Below are 14,870 nucleotides of genomic sequence, written 5' to 3'. Positions count from 1 at the left end.
CTGTTGCCGGTGCCGTTGAGCGCCGAACCGAGCAGCGTCAGGTTCTCGAGGTTGGTGCCCAGGGTGTAATCGATCGAGGCCATGACGGTGTCGATACCGGCGTCTGCCGTTTCGATAACGGTATCGCCGACATTGTCGACGTAATAGGTGTCGTCGCCTTTGCCCCCTGCCATGGTATCGGCGCCTGCCATACCGTTCAGGGTGTTGTTCAGGTCATTACCCGTCAGTATGTCGTTGAACGCCGAGCCGACGGCGTTTTCAATTTTTGCACCGTAGGCAATCGCCAGGCCGTCTCTGATTGCCGTCTGATTGTTCAGGTCAACAAAAGCCTTGCCGATCTCGCTGTACGAACCCTCATTCAGATTGATGGCAACAGAAGCCAACTGGTTGCTGCCATCAATCGTGTCATTGCCACCGGCATCCCAGATGGTTTCGAAAATCGACTGGTTGGCATCCCACTTGTAAACGTTGTTGCCGGTCTGCCACAGCATGTTGGCGCCGTACAGACTCTGCATCGCGATGATGTCCAGAACCATCGGCGTCGTTGGCTGATAGGAGTAGTTACTGTTGTAACTCATCACGGTGAAGTGGACGTCGTCGAGTGTCGGATCAAGCAATAGCTTGTTGGTGTTACTCGCGTCGAAAGGATGTTTGAGACCCAGCGCATGGCCGATTTCGTGGACGAAAGTCAGGTAGTCGTAGCTACCCTTGCCCGGATTGGGATCATTTGTCTGCGGTCCGATCCAGACGTCGCCCGCAGTCGGCGTATCGGCAGGGAAATAGGCCCAGGCTGCCGTTTTGTCATCCATCAACCGGTATGCGCCAAAGCGCAGGTCGCCAACGTTGAACAGGGTATCGGTAGTCAACGTGAAATTCAGGTTGGCGACGGCGCTCCATGCATTGAGCGCGCTGGTCACCGCAGTCTTTTGACCGGCCGTCAACTCATACAGGGCGTTGTATTCATTGTCAGGGCTGTAGTTGGTGATGAAGTACGAAGTCACCGGAGCCATGAAGCTGTAACTGAGGTTGGTCGGCCCTTTGGGCGTCCAGTTGGAACCCAGCCAGAAGGTGCCGGAGATCAGACTGTCGACAAGGGCATTGCCAGTCAGGGTTGCAGTGAAGGTAGGGGAGTACGTCTTGGGCGTCGGCATGGGATTTCCTGAATGCGCTGCGGCCCTTCCTGAATGCGACCGCTACAAAAAAAGCGATTTTGCACCAGATTTTTTACATTTGACATCATTGAGCCATCATTTTCCGATTGATGGCGTCAAATTACTGACCCGGCGATCTGTATCGGCCTGTGGAGTAGAATCCTTAGCCAATGCGTATTGCCGTCTGTCGAGGATTTATATGTCTGCCCCAAGTCCTGCGCTTCTGCGCGAAACCTTCCCCGTCGGCCCCTTGCAGTGCAACTGTACGATCATCGGCGACCCGATCACCAAAAAAGCCATCGTCGTCGATCCGGGCGGCAATCCTGACCTGATCATGGCTCGCCTTGACGCCCTGGGCCTGAAAGTGGTCAGCATCATTCACACCCACGCGCACCTCGATCACTTCCTGGCTTCCGGGCAGATGAAAGAGAAGACCGGCGCGACCCTGCATCTGCATAAAGAGGATCAGTTCCTGTGGGACAACCTCGAGATGCAATGCCAGATGTTCGGCGTGCCCTACACCCCGGTGCCGTCGCCGGATCGCTGGCTGAGCGACGATGAAGAGCTGGCCTGCGGGTGTGGCGTTGCGCTACACACGCCGGGGCATACGCCAGGTTCCATGAGCTTCTGGTTTTCCGAGGCTAAGCTGTTGATTGCCGGCGACACGCTGTTTCGTCGCGGAGTAGGACGCACGGATTTGTGGGGCGGCGATCAGGCGACCATCGTGCGATCGATCAAGCAGCGGCTGTATACCCTGGATGAGGACGCGACTGTTGTGGCCGGGCATGGTCCGGATACGCGTCTGGGGGATGAGATGCGCGAGAACCCGTTTGTGCGTGCCTAAACATTTTGTCACGGGTGTGCAGCGGAATTTTTGTGCATTGTCATGATCCAACGCCCGCACGGGCCAATTGCCAATGGCCGCTGCACCACAGAATGCAAAATGTAGGAGCACTCCATGTTCACCACGCGTCGTTTGATTATTGTCGCTACTGCCGTGGCCGTCTTGTCCGGCTGCGCCTCGCCCAACCCGTATGACAATCAGGGTCAGGCCGACGGTGGCTCCCAGGGCATGAGCAAAACCGCCAAGTACGGTGGCCTCGGAGCACTGGCCGGTGCGCTGGCCGGCGCCGCCATCGACCACAACAACCGCGGCAAGGGTGCGCTGATCGGCGCAGCCGTTGTCGGTGCCTCCGCCGCCGGTTACGGCTACTACGCCGACCAGCAAGAGAAAAAACTGCGCGCCAGCATGGCCAACACCGGCGTTGAAGTGCAGCGTCAGGGCGACCAGATCAAGCTGATCATGCCGGGCAACATCACCTTCGCCACCGATTCGGCGAACATCGCTTCCAGCTTCTATCAGCCGCTGAACAACCTGGCCAACTCGCTCAAAGAATTCAACCAGAACCAGATTGAAATCGTCGGCTACACCGACAGCACCGGCAGCCGTCAGCACAACATGGACCTGTCCCAGCGCCGTGCGCAGAGCGTGGCGACCTACCTGACTTCGCAAGGCGTCAGCGGTGCCAACCTGAGCGCCCGCGGTGCCGGCCCGGACAATCCGATCGCCAGCAACGGTGACGTCAACGGCCGGGCGCAGAACCGCCGCGTCGAGGTCAACCTCAAGGCGATCCCGGGCCAGCAGTACGGTGGTCAGCAACAACCGGGTACGGTTCAGCAGTACCCATAACCGTCAGCCACAAAAAAGCCCCCGGACAAGTGATTGTCCGGGGGCTTTTTGTTGGCACGAAGGCTGATTACTTCTTCAGGCCGTAATGCTCGTCGAGCATCCCCGGCGAGTTCGGGGTCTTCGGCGCGTAGTCACGCGGCGGTTCCTGATCCCGTGGTGGCGTCAGGCGTTCCCGTGGAGCCTGTGCCGCTTCGGAGTGCAGGGAAGCCAGCAGACGCTGACGGGTCTGTTCGTCCAGGGCCAGGCGGTTGGCGCCCTCGGCGAGGTGATCCTGCACTTCCTGATAGCTCTGGGTCAGTTTCTTGACCAGATTGGCGGTGCTGTTGAAGTGGGTCACCACTTCGTTCTGATAACTGTCGAAACGTTCCTGAATATCATCCAGTTGACGCTGCGTGCGGCTGGGCGCGGCGTTCGGCGCAACACGAGCGATCAGGAAACCAATGGCGACACCCACAACCAGGGCAAGAGTCGGTAACAACCAAACTAAGAGCGAGTGTTCCACGAGTCCTTCCTCTATAAACGGCTTTGCTTTACGTTAACGGCTCGAACCTGCGCTGTATACCGCGATTCACTCGCAATAGACTGGCACAGACAATTTGCTAGACGAGTCGACCCGATTCGAGGTCACGGAGTTCCTTCCTTGCTGATGCGTGAAACCCCTGTAGTGATTGATGGCCCGGTGGGGCAACTTGAGTCTTTGTATCTGGACAACGAGCAGCCACGCGGCATCGCGCTGATCTGCCATCCCAACCCGGTGCAGGGCGGCACCATGCTCAACAAGGTCGTCTCGACCCTGCAGCGCACCGCGCGCGACGCAGGCCTGATCACCTTGCGCTTCAACTACCGCGGCGTCGGTGCCAGCGAAGGCTCCCATGACATGGGCACCGGTGAGGTCGACGACGCCCAGGCCGCTGCCGCTTGGTTGCTGGAAAAACACCCGGACCTGCCGCTGACCCTGTTCGGTTTCTCCTTCGGTGGATTTGTTGCCGCAAGTCTCGGCGGCCGTCTCGAAGCCCAAGGCATCACGCTCAAGCACCTGTTCATGGTTGCGCCGGCGGTCATGCGCCTGGGCGATCAGGATCAGTTGCCGCAGCAGGGCGAGTTGACCGTGATCCAGCCGGAAACCGACGAAGTGATCGATCCACAGCTGGTCTACGACTGGTCTGAAAAACTCCAGCGCCCCCATGAGCTGCTGAAAGTGGCAGAATGCGGACACTTTTTTCATGGCAAGCTAACCGATCTCAAGGATCTGATCCTGCCGCGTCTCTCGAATTGATTGCAGTCTGACAAGCGATTACCCATGACGAACCGTACCCGCATCCTCACCGGCATCACCACCACTGGCACGCCGCACCTGGGCAACTACGCCGGCGCCATCCGCCCGGCGATTCTCGCCAGCCGCGACAGCAATGCCGACTCGTTCTACTTCCTGGCCGACTATCACGCCCTGATCAAGTGCGATGACCCGCTGCGCATCCAGCGCTCGCGTCTGGAAATCGCCGCGACCTGGCTGGCCGGTGGCCTGGATGTGGACCGCGTGACCTTCTACCGTCAGTCCGACATCCCGGAAATCCCCGAGCTGACCTGGTTGCTGACCTGCGTCGCCGCCAAGGGCCTGCTCAACCGTGCCCACGCCTACAAGGCTTCGGTGGACAAGAACGTCGAGACCGGCGAAGACCCGGATGCCGGTATCACCATGGGCCTGTACAGCTATCCGGTGCTGATGGCGGCGGACATTCTGATGTTCAACGCGCACAAGGTGCCGGTCGGTCGTGACCAGATCCAGCACGTGGAAATGGCGCGGGACATTGGTCAGCGCTTCAACCACCTGTTCGGCCAGGGCAAGGAGTTCTTCACCATGCCCGAAGCGCTGATCGAGGAAAGCGTGGCCACGTTGCCGGGTCTGGACGGTCGCAAAATGTCCAAGAGCTACGACAACACCATTCCGCTGTTCTCCAGCGCCAAGGAAATGAAGGACGCGATTTCGCGCATCGTCACCGACTCCCGCGCGCCGGGCGAAGCGAAGGATCCGGACAACTCGCACCTGTTCACCCTGTTCCAGGCCTTCTCCACGCCGGCGCAAGCCGACGAGTTCCGCAGTGAACTGCTGGGCGGTCTGGGATGGGGCGAGGCGAAGAACCGTCTGTTCCAGTTGCTCGACAACGAGCTGGGCGAGTCCCGCGAGCGTTATCACCAGTTGATCGAACGTCCGGCAGATCTGGAAGACATCCTGCAACACGGCGCCAAAAAGGCCCGTGCGGTGGCGACGCCGTTCCTCAACGAGCTGCGCGAAGCAGTTGGCCTGCGTTCCTTCGTGAATCAGGTTCAGGTGGCCGCGACCACCAAGAAGAAAGCCGCGAAAGCCGCACGTTTCGTCAGCTTCCGTGAAGACGACGGCAGCTTCCGTTTCCGTCTGCTGGCGGCCGACGGCGAGCAACTGCTGCTGTCACGCAACTTCGCCGACGGTAAAACCGCCGGTCAGGTGACCAAGCAGCTGCAATCGGGTCAGGCGCTGGATGTGCGCAGCGAAGACCTGAGCTTCAGCGTCTGGCTGGAAGGCGAGTGTGTCGGCGGCAGCCCGGCGTTCGCCGACGTGGCTGCGCGGGATGCGGCCGTCGAGGCCCTGCGGATCGCTCTGACACCGGTTCAGGAATAATCAACGGGCCGGCCCGACCAAGGGCCGATTGCCATTCCCACGGGCCATCGCTACAGTGACGGCCCGTTTTTGTTGCCTTGCTAACGAATTATGACGCCCCTAGAACGATATCAAGCTGATCTGAAACGCCCGGACTTCTTCCATGACGCCGCGCAGGAAACTGCCGTTCGTCATCTGCAACGCCTGTACGACGATCTGATCGCGGCGGAGCAGAACAAGCCGGGTTTGCTGGGCAAGCTGTTTGGCAAAAAGGATCAGACGCCGGTCAAGGGCCTGTACTTCTGGGGCGGCGTGGGTCGCGGCAAGACTTACCTGGTGGATACCTTCTTCGAAGCGCTGCCATTCAACGAAAAGACCCGCACTCACTTCCACCGCTTCATGAAGCGTGTGCACGAAGAGATGAAAACCCTCGGCGGCGAGAAAAACCCGCTGACCATCATCGCCAAGCGCTTCGCGACTGAATCGCGGGTCATCTGCTTCGATGAATTCTTCGTTTCCGACATCACCGACGCCATGATTCTCGGCACGCTGATGGAAGAGTTGTTCAAGAATGGCGTGACCCTGGTCGCTACGTCGAACATCGTGCCGGACGGCCTGTACAAGGACGGCCTGCAACGCGCACGCTTCCTGCCGGCCATCGCGCTGATCAAGCAGAACACCGAGATCGTCAACGTCGACAGCGGCGTCGACTACCGTCTGCGCCACCTCGAACAAGCGGAGCTGTTTCACTTTCCGCTCGACGAAGCCGCCCACGAAAGCCTGCGCAAGAGCTTCCGCGCACTGACGCCTGAGTGCACGGCGGCGGTGGAAAACGATGTGCTGATCATCGAGAACCGCGAAATCCGCGCTCTGCGCACTTGCGATGACGTGGCCTGGTTCGACTTCCGCGAGCTGTGCGACGGCCCGCGCAGCCAGAACGACTACATCGAGCTGGGCAAGATCTTCCACGCCGTGCTGCTCAGTGGCGTGGAGCAGATGAGCGTCACCACCGACGACATCGCCCGACGCTTCATCAACATGGTCGACGAGTTCTACGACCGTAACGTCAAACTGATCATTTCTGCCGAAGTCGAGTTGAAAGACCTGTACACCGGCGGGCGCCTGACGTTCGAGTTCCAGCGTACCCTCAGCCGTCTGCTGGAGATGCAATCCCACGAATTCCTGTCCCGGGCACACAAGCCTTAAGCGGATTCGGCAAACAAAAAGGGCCAGCAGATGCAGGCCCTTTTTTGTGTCTGGTCGAATCGTCAGGCAGCTTGCTGGAACTGCTGTCGGTACTGGTTCGGCGACAGTTCGGTGTGCTGGCGGAACAGCCGTGCGAAGAAGCTCGCATCGTCGTAGCCAACTTCGTAGCTGATGGTCTTGATGCTCTTGCGGCTGCCGGACAGCAAGCCCTTGGCGGTCTCGATGCGCAGCCGTTGCAGGTAATGCAGCGGTTTGTCGCCGGTGGCGGTCTGGAAGCGACGCATGAAGTTGCGGATGCTCATGCCGTGCTCGCGAGCGACGTCTTCGAAGCGGAACTTGTCGGCGAAATGCTCTTCGAGCCAGTGCTGGATCTGCAGGATGATCACATCCTGGTGCAGCTTCTGGCCGCCGAAACCGATGCGTCCCGGTGCATAGCTGCGCTGCACTTCATAGAGAATGTCGCGGGCCACCGCCTGGGCCACATTGGCGCCGCAGAAGCGCTCGATGAGGTAAATGTAGAGATCGCAGGCTGAGGTGGTGCCGCCGGCGCAATACAGGTTGTCGGCGTCGGTCAGGTGCTTGTCCTGATTGAGATAGACCTGCGGGAAGCGCTCGGCGAAGGCGTTGAAGAAGCGCCAGTAGGTGGTCGCTTCCTTGCCGTTGAGCAATCCGGCCTCGGCCAGCCAGAACACCCCGGTGGCTTCGCCGCAGAGCACAGCGCCCCGGGCGTGCTGTTCGCGCAGCCACGGCAGGATCTGTGGATAACGCTGGCACAGCGTATCGAAATCGTCCCAGAACGCCGGAAGGATGATGACGTCGGCGTTTTCCAGGCCGCCGTCCACCGGCATGACCACGTCACTGAAGCTGTTCACCGGTTTGCCGTCGGGGCTGACCAGGCGGGTTTCAAACGCCGGAGTCAGGCCGTGGCCCAGTTGTTTGCCATAACGCAGGCTGGCCAGATGGAAGAAATCCTTGGCTTGCATGAGGGTGGAAGCGAAAACCCGGTCGATCGCCAGGATGCTGACGCGCCGCAAAGGCGTGGAGACTTGCTTGGACATAATTCAACTTTTGTTTTTATAAGGGAAAGTGGTCACCAGACGGCTGGATCGTCTTATTTTTTGTCGGATGTGTCCAGTGTCCTGTATCGGAAGCGAGGCTTAGTCTCTGAAGGTCTGATCCCTCCAACAATAAAGAAAAGGTGCCGCATGATTCCCAGAACCTTGTTCAGCTCCGAGCACGAATTGTTCCGCGACAGCGTACGAACATTCCTCGAAAAAGAGGCCGTGCCGTTCCATGGGCAATGGGAAAAACAAGGCTACATCGACCGCAAACTGTGGAACAAGGCGGGGGAGGCGGGGATGCTCTGCTCGCACCTGCCGGAGGAATACGGCGGGTTGGGGGCGGACTTTCTTTACAGCGCAGTCGTGATCGAAGAAGTAGGGCGGCTGGGTCTGACCGGTATAGGTTTTTCACTGCATTCGGACATCGTCGCGCCGTACATCCTGCATTACGGCAGCGAGGCGCTGAAGCAGAAATACCTGCCGAAGCTGGTGTCCGGCGAGATGGTCACCGCGATCGCCATGACCGAACCGGGCGCCGGTTCAGACCTGCAAGGGGTCAAGACCACGGCGGTGCTGGATGGCGACGAATATGTGATCAACGGATCGAAAACCTTTATCACCAATGGCTTCCTGGCGGATCTCGTGATCGTCGTCGCCAAGACCGATCCCAAGGCCGGCGCCAAGGGCACCAGCCTGTTTCTGGTGGAGGCAAACACGCCGGGCTTCGACAAGGGCAAGCGCCTGGAGAAGGTCGGAATGAAGGCCCAGGATACGTCGGAATTGTTCTTCCAGGACGTGCGCGTGCCGAAAGAGAACCTGCTGGGTCAGGCCGGGGCTGGGTTTGCCTATCTGATGCAGGAGCTGCCGCAGGAACGTCTGACCGTGGCGATTGGCGGTCTGGCTTCAGCCGAGGCGGCGCTGCAATGGACGCTGGATTACACCCGTGACCGCAAGGCGTTCGGCAAGTCGATTGCCGACTTCCAGAATACCCGCTTCAAACTGGCGGAAATGGCCACCGAAATTCAGATCGGCCGGGTGTTCGTCGACCGCTGCCTGGAGTTGCACCTGCAAGGCAAACTCGACGTGCCGACGGCGGCGATGGCCAAATATTGGGGCACTGACCTGCAATGCAAGGTGCTCGACGAGTGCGTGCAGCTGCATGGCGGCTACGGTTTCATGTGGGAATACCCGGTGGCCCGGGCCTGGGCGGATGCGCGGGTGCAGCGGATCTATGCCGGCACCAATGAAATCATGAAGGAGATCATTGCGCGGTCGCTTTGAATTTTGTGGTGAATTGACTGGCCCCTTCGCGAGCAGGCTCGCTCCCACAAGGATCACGCTGTACCTGTGGGAGCGAGCCTGCTCGCAAAGCTTTTAGCGGCTGATTACGGTGCCGGGTTCGGATGATCCTTGTGAATCGCTTCGATCCCTTCCAGTACTTCCTTCGACAGTTTCAGCTCGTAGCTGGCGATGTTGCTGTCCAGTTGCTCCAGTGTCGTCGCCCCGATAATGTTGCTGGTGACGAACGGTTGTTGGTTCACAAACGCCAGGGCCATTTGTGCCGGATCCAGACCGTGTTCACGGGCCAGTGCCACGTAACGGCTGCATGCCGCTTCCGATTGCGGGTTGAAATAGCGGCTGAAGCGGCTGTAGAGGCTCAGGCGGCCTTTCGGCGGGCGCGCCCCACCTTCGTACTTGCCCGACAGGAAACCGAACGCCAGCGGCGAATAGGCGAGCAGGCCGCATTGTTCACGGATGGCGATTTCCGCCAGACCGATCTCGAAACTGCGGTTGAGCAGGTTGTACGGGTTCTGGATCGACACGGCGCGCGGCCAGCCACGGGCTTCGGCCAGGGCGAGAAAACGCATGGTGCCCCACGGGGTCTCGTTGGACAGGCCGATGTGGCGGATCTTGCCGGCCTTCACTTGCTCGTCGAGCGCTTCGAGGGTGTCTTCGAGTGGCGTCAGGTTGGCTTCGGTCTGGTGCTTGTAGCCCAGTTGTCCGAAAAAGTTGGTGCTGCGCTCTGGCCAGTGCAATTGATACAGATCGATGTAGTCGGTCTGCAGGCGCTTGAGGCTGGCGTCCACCGCTTCGGTGATGTGCTGGCGGTTGTGGCGCAGGTTCTTGTCGCGGATGTAGTCGATGGTGTTGCCGGGGCCGGCGATCTTGCTGGCGAGGATCCAGTCGGCGCGGTCGCCGCGGCTCTTGAAGTAATTGCCGATGTAGCGCTCGGTGGTGGCGTAGGTTTCGGCTTTCGGCGGTACCGGGTACATCTCGGCGGTGTCGAGGAAATTGATCCCGGCCTCTTTTGCCCGTTCGATCTGGGCGAAGGCTTCAGCTTCAGTGTTTTGCTCGCCCCAGGTCATGGTGCCGAGGCAGATTGCACTCACGTTCAGGTCGGTACGGCCTAGCTGGCGATAGTCCATCGGGTGCTCCTTGGGCAAAACAAGCATAAAAGCAGGTTGAAATTTTTTTCGCAATCTGCATAATTGCCGACCTCTTTCTGCAGTGGAAGTGATGCGCCGCCGCCGAAGAATCTTGCCGTTGAACGGACGCGCCGACCCGAGCCCCCGAAAGCGTCTGTATCCGGCTGCCTTTGACTTGTCAAAGTACGCACTATTCAGTAAGATCCGCCGTCTTATTTACAGGCGGCCCCTGAGGCTATAAAGAATGAAAACTTTTACTGCTAAACCGGAAACAGTAAAGCGCGACTGGTTTGTCGTCGACGCTGCTGGTCAGACCCTGGGTCGTCTGGCCACCGAAATCGCGAGCCGTCTGCGTGGCAAGCACAAGCCTGAGTACACTCCTCACGTTGACACCGGCGACTACATCGTCGTAATCAACGCTGAGCAGATCCGTGTTACCGGTGCTAAAACCACTGACAAAATGTACTACTCCCACTCCGGTTTCCCGGGCGGCATCAAGTCGATCAACTTTGAAAAACTGATCGCCAAGGCCCCTGAGCGCGTGATCGAGACCGCGGTTAAAGGCATGCTGCCTAAAAACCCACTGGGTCGCGACATGTACCGTAAGCTGAAAGTCTATGCGGGCGCTGCACACCCTCATACTGCTCAGCAGCCCCAAGAACTGAAGATTTAACGGAATAGTTCATTATGTCGGCGACTCAAAATTACGGCACTGGCCGTCGCAAGACCGCAACCGCACGCGTTTTCCTGCGTCCGGGTACTGGTAACATCTCCATCAACAACCGCTCCCTGGACGCGTTCTTCGGTCGCGAAACTGCCCGCATGGTAGTTCGTCAGCCGCTGGAACTGACTGAGACTGTCGAGAAGTTCGACATCTACGTCACCGTCATCGGTGGTGGTGTAAGTGGTCAAGCTGGCGCAATCCGCCACGGCATCACTCGCGCTCTGATGGACTACGACGAAACCCTGCGTAGCGCTCTGCGCAAAGCTGGCTTCGTTACTCGCGACGCCCGTGAAGTTGAACGTAAGAAAGTTGGTCTGCGTAAAGCGCGTAAGCGTCCGCAGTACTCGAAGCGTTAATTTCGCTTCCACGTTCAAAAAGAACGCCCGATTCCTCACGGAACCGGGCGTTTTTTTATGCGTGCGATTTCTTGAATAATTGCGCTGTGACAACTTGCCACATTCGTAGACCCCCTATACTACAAGGCTTGAGGGCCAGCCCTCCGGGTAATTACCTTGTCAGAATTGGGGGTTTTCATTACCATTCGGCAAAATTTTTATAAGTACATAGTTTCAATTTAGTAGATGCCTGATTTAACAGGCCACAAAGCTGATGGGAGAGGACTGAATGAGCAATGACGGCGTGAATGCAGGCCGGCGTCGCTTCTTGGTAGCAGCCACATCCGTGGTGGGTGCTGCAGGAGCGGTGGGGGCTGCGGTCCCGTTCGTGGGGTCATGGTTTCCCAGTGCCAAGGCGAAGGCTGCCGGAGCACCGGTGAAAGTGAATGTCAGCAAAATCGAGCCAGGGCAGCAGATGATTGCTGAATGGCGCGGCCAGCCGGTGTTCATTGTCCGCCGTACCGAGGAAATCCTGGGGAATCTCAAGAAGATCGAGGGCCAGCTCTCCGATCCGACCTCCAAAAACTCCACGCAACCCACTTATGTCGACCCTGAAGTGCGTTCGATCAAGCCGGAAATCCTCCTGCTGATCGGGATCTGCACTCACCTGGGTTGCTCACCGACCTTCCGTCCCGAAGTGGCACCCGCGGATCTGGGCAAAGACTGGGTAGGCGGCTATTTCTGCCCTTGCCACGGTTCCCACTACGATCTGGCTGGCCGCGTCTACAAGTCGCAACCTGCGCCTTTGAACCTGCCAGTACCCCCGCATTCCTATGAGACCGATGACCTGATTGTCATTGGCGTCGATACGGAGAAAGCGTGATGAGCAAGTTCATGGATTGGGTTGATGCGCGCTTCCCCGCCACCAAAATGTGGGAAGACCATCTCAGCAAGTATTACGCTCCAAAAAACTTCAACTTCTTCTACTTCTTCGGCTCGCTGGCATTGCTCGTTCTGGTCAACCAGATCGTCACCGGTGTCTGGCTGACCATGAGCTACACCCCGTCGGCGGAAGAAGCGTTCGCTTCCGTCGAATACATCATGCGCGACGTCGAGTACGGTTCGATCCTGCGCCTGCTGCACTCCACCGGCGCTTCGGCGTTCTTCATCGTGGTCTATCTGCACATGTTCCGTGGCCTGCTCTACGGTTCGTACCAGAAGCCGCGTGAGCTGGTGTGGGTCTTCGGCATGCTGATCTACCTGGCGCTGATGGCTGAAGCCTTCATGGGTTACCTGTTGCCGTGGGGCCAGATGTCCTACTGGGGTGCTCAGGTGATCATCTCGCTGTTCGGTGCGATTCCGGTCATCGGCAACGACCTGACCCAGTGGATCCGTGGTGACTACCTGATTTCCGGGATCACCCTGAACCGCTTCTTCGCCCTGCACGTGGTTGCGTTGCCGATCGTGATTCTCGGTCTGGTGGTGCTGCACATCCTGGCGTTGCACGAAGTCGGCTCGAACAACCCGGACGGCGTGGACATCAAGAAGCACAAAGACGAAAACGGTATCCCGCTGGACGGCATCGCCTTCCACCCGTACTACACCGTGAAAGATATCGTCGGCGTCGTGGTGTTCCTGTTTATCTTCTGCTTCATTGTGTTCTTCTTCCCGGAAATGGGCGGTTACTTCCTCGAAAAGCCTAACTTCGAGCAAGCCAACCCGTTCAAGACGCCTGAGCACATTGCACCGGTCTGGTACTTCACACCGTTCTACGCAATCTTGCGTGCGGTCCCTGACAAGCTCATGGGCGTGATCGCCATGGGTGCGGCGATTGCGGTGCTGTTCGTCCTGCCGTGGCTCGACCGCAGCCCGGTCAAGTCGATGCGCTACAAAGGCTGGATGAGCAAGATCTGGCTGGTGGTGTTCTGCATTTCGTTCGTGATCCTCGGCATTCTGGGCGTTCTGGCCCCGACGCCAGGCCGTACGCTGCTGTCGCAGGTCTGCACCTTCCTGTACTTCGCCTACTTCATTCTGATGCCGTTCTACACCAGGCTCGAGAAGACCAAACCGGTTCCGGAAAGGGTGACTGGCTGATGAAAAAGTTATTTTTTGCTCTGATTTTTGCTGCTCTGCCAGTGCTGTCTTTTGCGGCCGAACACGGTGGTCCGGAACTGGAAAAAGTCGACATCGACGTTTCCGACAAGGCTGCCCTGCAGGATGGCGCGCGCACGTTCGCCAACTATTGCATGGGTTGCCACAGTGCCAAGTTCCAGCGTTACGAGCGTGTGGCCGATGATCTCGGTGTTCCGCACGAACTGATGCTGGAAAAACTGGTGTTCACCGGCGCCAAGATCGGCGATCACATGAACATCGGCATGCAGCCGGCTGACGCCAAGACCTGGTTCGGCGCAGCGCCGCCAGACCTGACGCTGGTGGCTCGTGTTCGCGGCACCGACTGGCTCTACGGTTACCTCAAGTCGTTCTACGAAGATCCGGCGCGTCCATGGGGCGTGAACAACAAGGTCTTCCCGAACGTCGGCATGCCTAACGTGCTGGTCGGCCTGCAAGGTCGTCAGGTCGTGGGTTGCAAACAGGTACAGATCGTCGAAGACGGCAAGAAGCAATATGATCCGCTGACCGGTACGCCTCTGACTCATGAAGCGTGCGATCAGCTGACCATCGTGCCGAAAACCGGAACCCTCAACGAAGAGCAGTTCGATGAGAAGGTCAAGAATCTGGTAACCTTCCTGGCTTACTCGGCTAACCCGGTTAAGCTGCAACATCAGCGCATCGGTACCTACGTCTTGCTGTACCTGGCGTTCTTCTTTGTGTTCGCCTACTTGCTCAAGCGTGAATACTGGAAAGACGTGCACTGATAACGCTTCAAGCAATTGCTGTTAATCGCGCGCGCCCAAGGGCGCCTCTGAAAACGCAACGCCTGGTTCGCCAGTTGTTGCGGGAGGCGTCCTCTGGGCGCGCGTGTTTTTCCGGCTCCGACTATTTCAACAAGCGAGGAGGATCGCCATGGGCGTGACCAATCGGTTGGCCTGTTACTCCGACCCCGCCGACCACTATTCCCACCGAGTGCGCATCGTGCTTGCAGAGAAGGGTGTCAGCGCCGAAATCATTTTTGTAGAGGCTGGTCGTCAGCCGCCTAAACTGATTGAAGTGAACCCTTACGGCAGTCTGCCCACGCTGGTCGATCGTGACCTGGCGTTGTGGGAGTCGACCGTGGTGATGGAGTACCTGGATGAGCGTTACCCGCATCCGCCATTGATGCCTGTGTACCCGGTGGCGCGTGCCAATAGCCGTCTGCTGATTCACCGCATTCAGCGTGACTGGTGTGGTCTGGTGGATCTGATTCTGGATTCGCGCACCAAGGAAGCGGCCCGGGCCGTGGCGCGCAAGGAATTGCGCGAAAGCCTGACCGGCGTGTCGCCGCTGTTTGCCGACAAGCCGTTTTTCCTCAGTGAGGAACAAAGTCTGGTGGATTGCTGCCTATTGCCAATACTCTGGCGTTTGCCGATTCTGGGTATAGAACTGCCGCGGCCCGCCAAGCCGCTGCTTGATTATATGGAGCGTCAGTTTGCGCGTGAGGCTTTCCAGGCGAGTCTGTCTGGTGTCGAACGCGACATGCGCTAA

16 protein-coding genes are annotated in these 14,870 nt (G+C 58.6%); 12 read left to right on the top strand and 4 right to left on the bottom strand.

The window, feature by feature from the left end; all coding sequences use genetic code 11:
- A partial coding sequence (locus N8H71_RS28775) for a M10 family metallopeptidase (RefSeq protein WP_279309659.1) occupies positions 1–1,151 on the bottom strand: 1,151 nt, incomplete at its 3' end.
- 199 nt (positions 1,152–1,350) lie between these two features.
- Between N8H71_RS28775 and N8H71_RS20215 the strand changes: the two genes are divergently transcribed.
- Both N8H71_RS20215 and N8H71_RS20210 read left to right on the top strand, forming a co-directional pair.
- Entirely contained in the window at positions 1,351–1,995 is a 645-nt protein-coding gene (locus N8H71_RS20215; protein ID WP_115079165.1) for an MBL fold metallo-hydrolase, read from the top strand.
- A gap of 114 nt (positions 1,996–2,109) precedes the next feature.
- On the top strand, positions 2,110–2,841 hold the full coding sequence (locus N8H71_RS20210) for an OmpA family lipoprotein (protein WP_007956806.1): 732 nt from the start codon (positions 2,110–2,112) through the stop codon (positions 2,839–2,841).
- Between the two features lie 67 nt (positions 2,842–2,908).
- Here N8H71_RS20210 and N8H71_RS20205 read toward each other — a convergent pair whose 3' ends face one another.
- The gene (locus N8H71_RS20205; RefSeq protein WP_039766275.1) at positions 2,909–3,343 is read right to left on the bottom strand and encodes a YhcB family protein; all 435 of its coding nucleotides are present in this window, start codon (positions 3,341–3,343) and stop codon (positions 2,909–2,911) included.
- A 144-nt stretch (positions 3,344–3,487) separates the two neighbouring features.
- On the opposite strand from N8H71_RS20205, the gene N8H71_RS20200 reads away from it, so the two are divergent.
- The 3 genes from N8H71_RS20200 to zapE all read left to right on the top strand — a co-directional run bounded on the left by N8H71_RS20200 (position 3,488) and on the right by zapE (position 6,682).
- On the top strand, positions 3,488–4,117 hold the full coding sequence (locus N8H71_RS20200) for an alpha/beta hydrolase (protein WP_262195372.1): 630 nt from the start codon (positions 3,488–3,490) through the stop codon (positions 4,115–4,117).
- 24 nt (positions 4,118–4,141) lie between these two features.
- Positions 4,142–5,497: a tryptophan--tRNA ligase gene (locus tag N8H71_RS20195; protein WP_262195362.1), complete on the top strand. Its 1,356-nt coding sequence runs from the start codon at positions 4,142–4,144 to the stop codon at positions 5,495–5,497.
- 90 nt (positions 5,498–5,587) lie between these two features.
- Positions 5,588–6,682: a cell division protein ZapE gene (gene zapE, locus N8H71_RS20190; RefSeq protein WP_262195360.1), complete on the top strand. Its 1,095-nt coding sequence runs from the start codon at positions 5,588–5,590 to the stop codon at positions 6,680–6,682.
- Between the two features lie 62 nt (positions 6,683–6,744).
- Here zapE and N8H71_RS20185 read toward each other — a convergent pair whose 3' ends face one another.
- On the bottom strand, positions 6,745–7,641 hold the full coding sequence (locus tag N8H71_RS20185; RefSeq protein WP_170929381.1) for a GlxA family transcriptional regulator: 897 nt from the start codon (positions 7,639–7,641) through the stop codon (positions 6,745–6,747).
- A 246-nt stretch (positions 7,642–7,887) separates the two neighbouring features.
- Here N8H71_RS20185 and N8H71_RS20180 point away from each other — a divergent pair, with 246 nt between their 5' ends.
- A complete protein-coding gene (locus N8H71_RS20180; protein WP_207983896.1) occupies positions 7,888–9,024 on the top strand; it encodes an acyl-CoA dehydrogenase family protein in 1,137 nt (378 codons plus the stop codon).
- Positions 9,025–9,128: 104 nt separating this feature from the next.
- Here N8H71_RS20180 and N8H71_RS20175 read toward each other — a convergent pair whose 3' ends face one another.
- Positions 9,129–10,169, bottom strand: a complete 1,041-nt coding sequence (locus tag N8H71_RS20175; protein ID WP_115079161.1) for an NADP(H)-dependent aldo-keto reductase — start codon at positions 10,167–10,169, stop codon at positions 9,129–9,131.
- 244 nt (positions 10,170–10,413) lie between these two features.
- Here N8H71_RS20175 and rplM point away from each other — a divergent pair, with 244 nt between their 5' ends.
- The 6 genes from rplM to N8H71_RS20145 all read left to right on the top strand — a co-directional run bounded on the left by rplM (position 10,414) and on the right by N8H71_RS20145 (position 14,870).
- Positions 10,414–10,842, top strand: a complete 429-nt coding sequence (gene rplM / locus N8H71_RS20170) for a 50S ribosomal protein L13 (RefSeq protein WP_003228062.1) — start codon at positions 10,414–10,416, stop codon at positions 10,840–10,842.
- A gap of 14 nt (positions 10,843–10,856) precedes the next feature.
- Entirely contained in the window at positions 10,857–11,249 is a 393-nt protein-coding gene (rpsI, locus tag N8H71_RS20165) for a 30S ribosomal protein S9 (RefSeq protein WP_262195359.1), read from the top strand.
- A 268-nt stretch (positions 11,250–11,517) separates the two neighbouring features.
- Complete coding sequence (gene petA / locus N8H71_RS20160; protein ID WP_007917031.1) at positions 11,518–12,111, top strand: ubiquinol-cytochrome c reductase iron-sulfur subunit; 594 nt, start codon at positions 11,518–11,520, stop codon at positions 12,109–12,111.
- The gene (locus N8H71_RS20155; protein WP_007956792.1) at positions 12,111–13,322 is read left to right on the top strand and encodes a cytochrome b; all 1,212 of its coding nucleotides are present in this window, start codon (positions 12,111–12,113) and stop codon (positions 13,320–13,322) included. The genes petA and N8H71_RS20155 overlap by 1 nt, the downstream gene beginning before the upstream one ends.
- Entirely contained in the window at positions 13,322–14,104 is a 783-nt protein-coding gene (locus N8H71_RS20150) for a cytochrome c1 (protein ID WP_007956790.1), read from the top strand. The genes N8H71_RS20155 and N8H71_RS20150 overlap by 1 nt, the downstream gene beginning before the upstream one ends.
- A 148-nt stretch (positions 14,105–14,252) precedes the next feature.
- Positions 14,253–14,870 carry a glutathione S-transferase N-terminal domain-containing protein gene (locus N8H71_RS20145; RefSeq protein ID WP_011335872.1) on the top strand — a complete coding sequence of 206 codons (618 nt, stop codon included), beginning with the start codon at positions 14,253–14,255 and terminating at the stop codon, positions 14,868–14,870.

The sequence above is a fragment of the Pseudomonas koreensis genome, assembly GCF_025447595.1.
Classification (GTDB): domain Bacteria; phylum Pseudomonadota; class Gammaproteobacteria; order Pseudomonadales; family Pseudomonadaceae; genus Aquipseudomonas; species Aquipseudomonas koreensis_H.
The sequence above is the reverse complement of the archived record's forward strand: the minus strand, read 5'-3'. Positions and strand labels throughout refer to the sequence as shown.

Excerpts from the sequence above, each read along its gene's own strand:
- N8H71_RS20180 (WP_207983896.1), top strand. The coding sequence starts at position 7,888 with ATGATTCCCAGAACCTTGTTCAGCTCCGAGCACGAATTGTTCCGCGAC.
- N8H71_RS20200 (WP_262195372.1), top strand. The coding sequence starts at position 3,488 with ATGCGTGAAACCCCTGTAGTGATTGATGGCCCGGTGGGGCAACTTGAG.
- N8H71_RS20195 (WP_262195362.1), top strand. The coding sequence starts at position 4,142 with ATGACGAACCGTACCCGCATCCTCACCGGCATCACCACCACTGGCACG.
- N8H71_RS20155 (WP_007956792.1), top strand. The coding sequence starts at position 12,111 with ATGAGCAAGTTCATGGATTGGGTTGATGCGCGCTTCCCCGCCACCAAA.
- N8H71_RS20175 (WP_115079161.1), bottom strand. The coding sequence starts at position 10,169 with ATGGACTATCGCCAGCTAGGCCGTACCGACCTGAACGTGAGTGCAATC.
- rplM (WP_003228062.1), top strand. The coding sequence starts at position 10,414 with ATGAAAACTTTTACTGCTAAACCGGAAACAGTAAAGCGCGACTGGTTT.
- zapE (WP_262195360.1), top strand. The coding sequence starts at position 5,588 with ATGACGCCCCTAGAACGATATCAAGCTGATCTGAAACGCCCGGACTTC.
- N8H71_RS20215 (WP_115079165.1), top strand. The coding sequence starts at position 1,351 with ATGTCTGCCCCAAGTCCTGCGCTTCTGCGCGAAACCTTCCCCGTCGGC.
- petA (WP_007917031.1), top strand. The coding sequence starts at position 11,518 with ATGAGCAATGACGGCGTGAATGCAGGCCGGCGTCGCTTCTTGGTAGCA.
- N8H71_RS20145 (WP_011335872.1), top strand. The coding sequence starts at position 14,253 with ATGGGCGTGACCAATCGGTTGGCCTGTTACTCCGACCCCGCCGACCAC.
- N8H71_RS20210 (WP_007956806.1), top strand. The coding sequence starts at position 2,110 with ATGTTCACCACGCGTCGTTTGATTATTGTCGCTACTGCCGTGGCCGTC.
- N8H71_RS20150 (WP_007956790.1), top strand. The coding sequence starts at position 13,322 with ATGAAAAAGTTATTTTTTGCTCTGATTTTTGCTGCTCTGCCAGTGCTG.
- rpsI (WP_262195359.1), top strand. The coding sequence starts at position 10,857 with ATGTCGGCGACTCAAAATTACGGCACTGGCCGTCGCAAGACCGCAACC.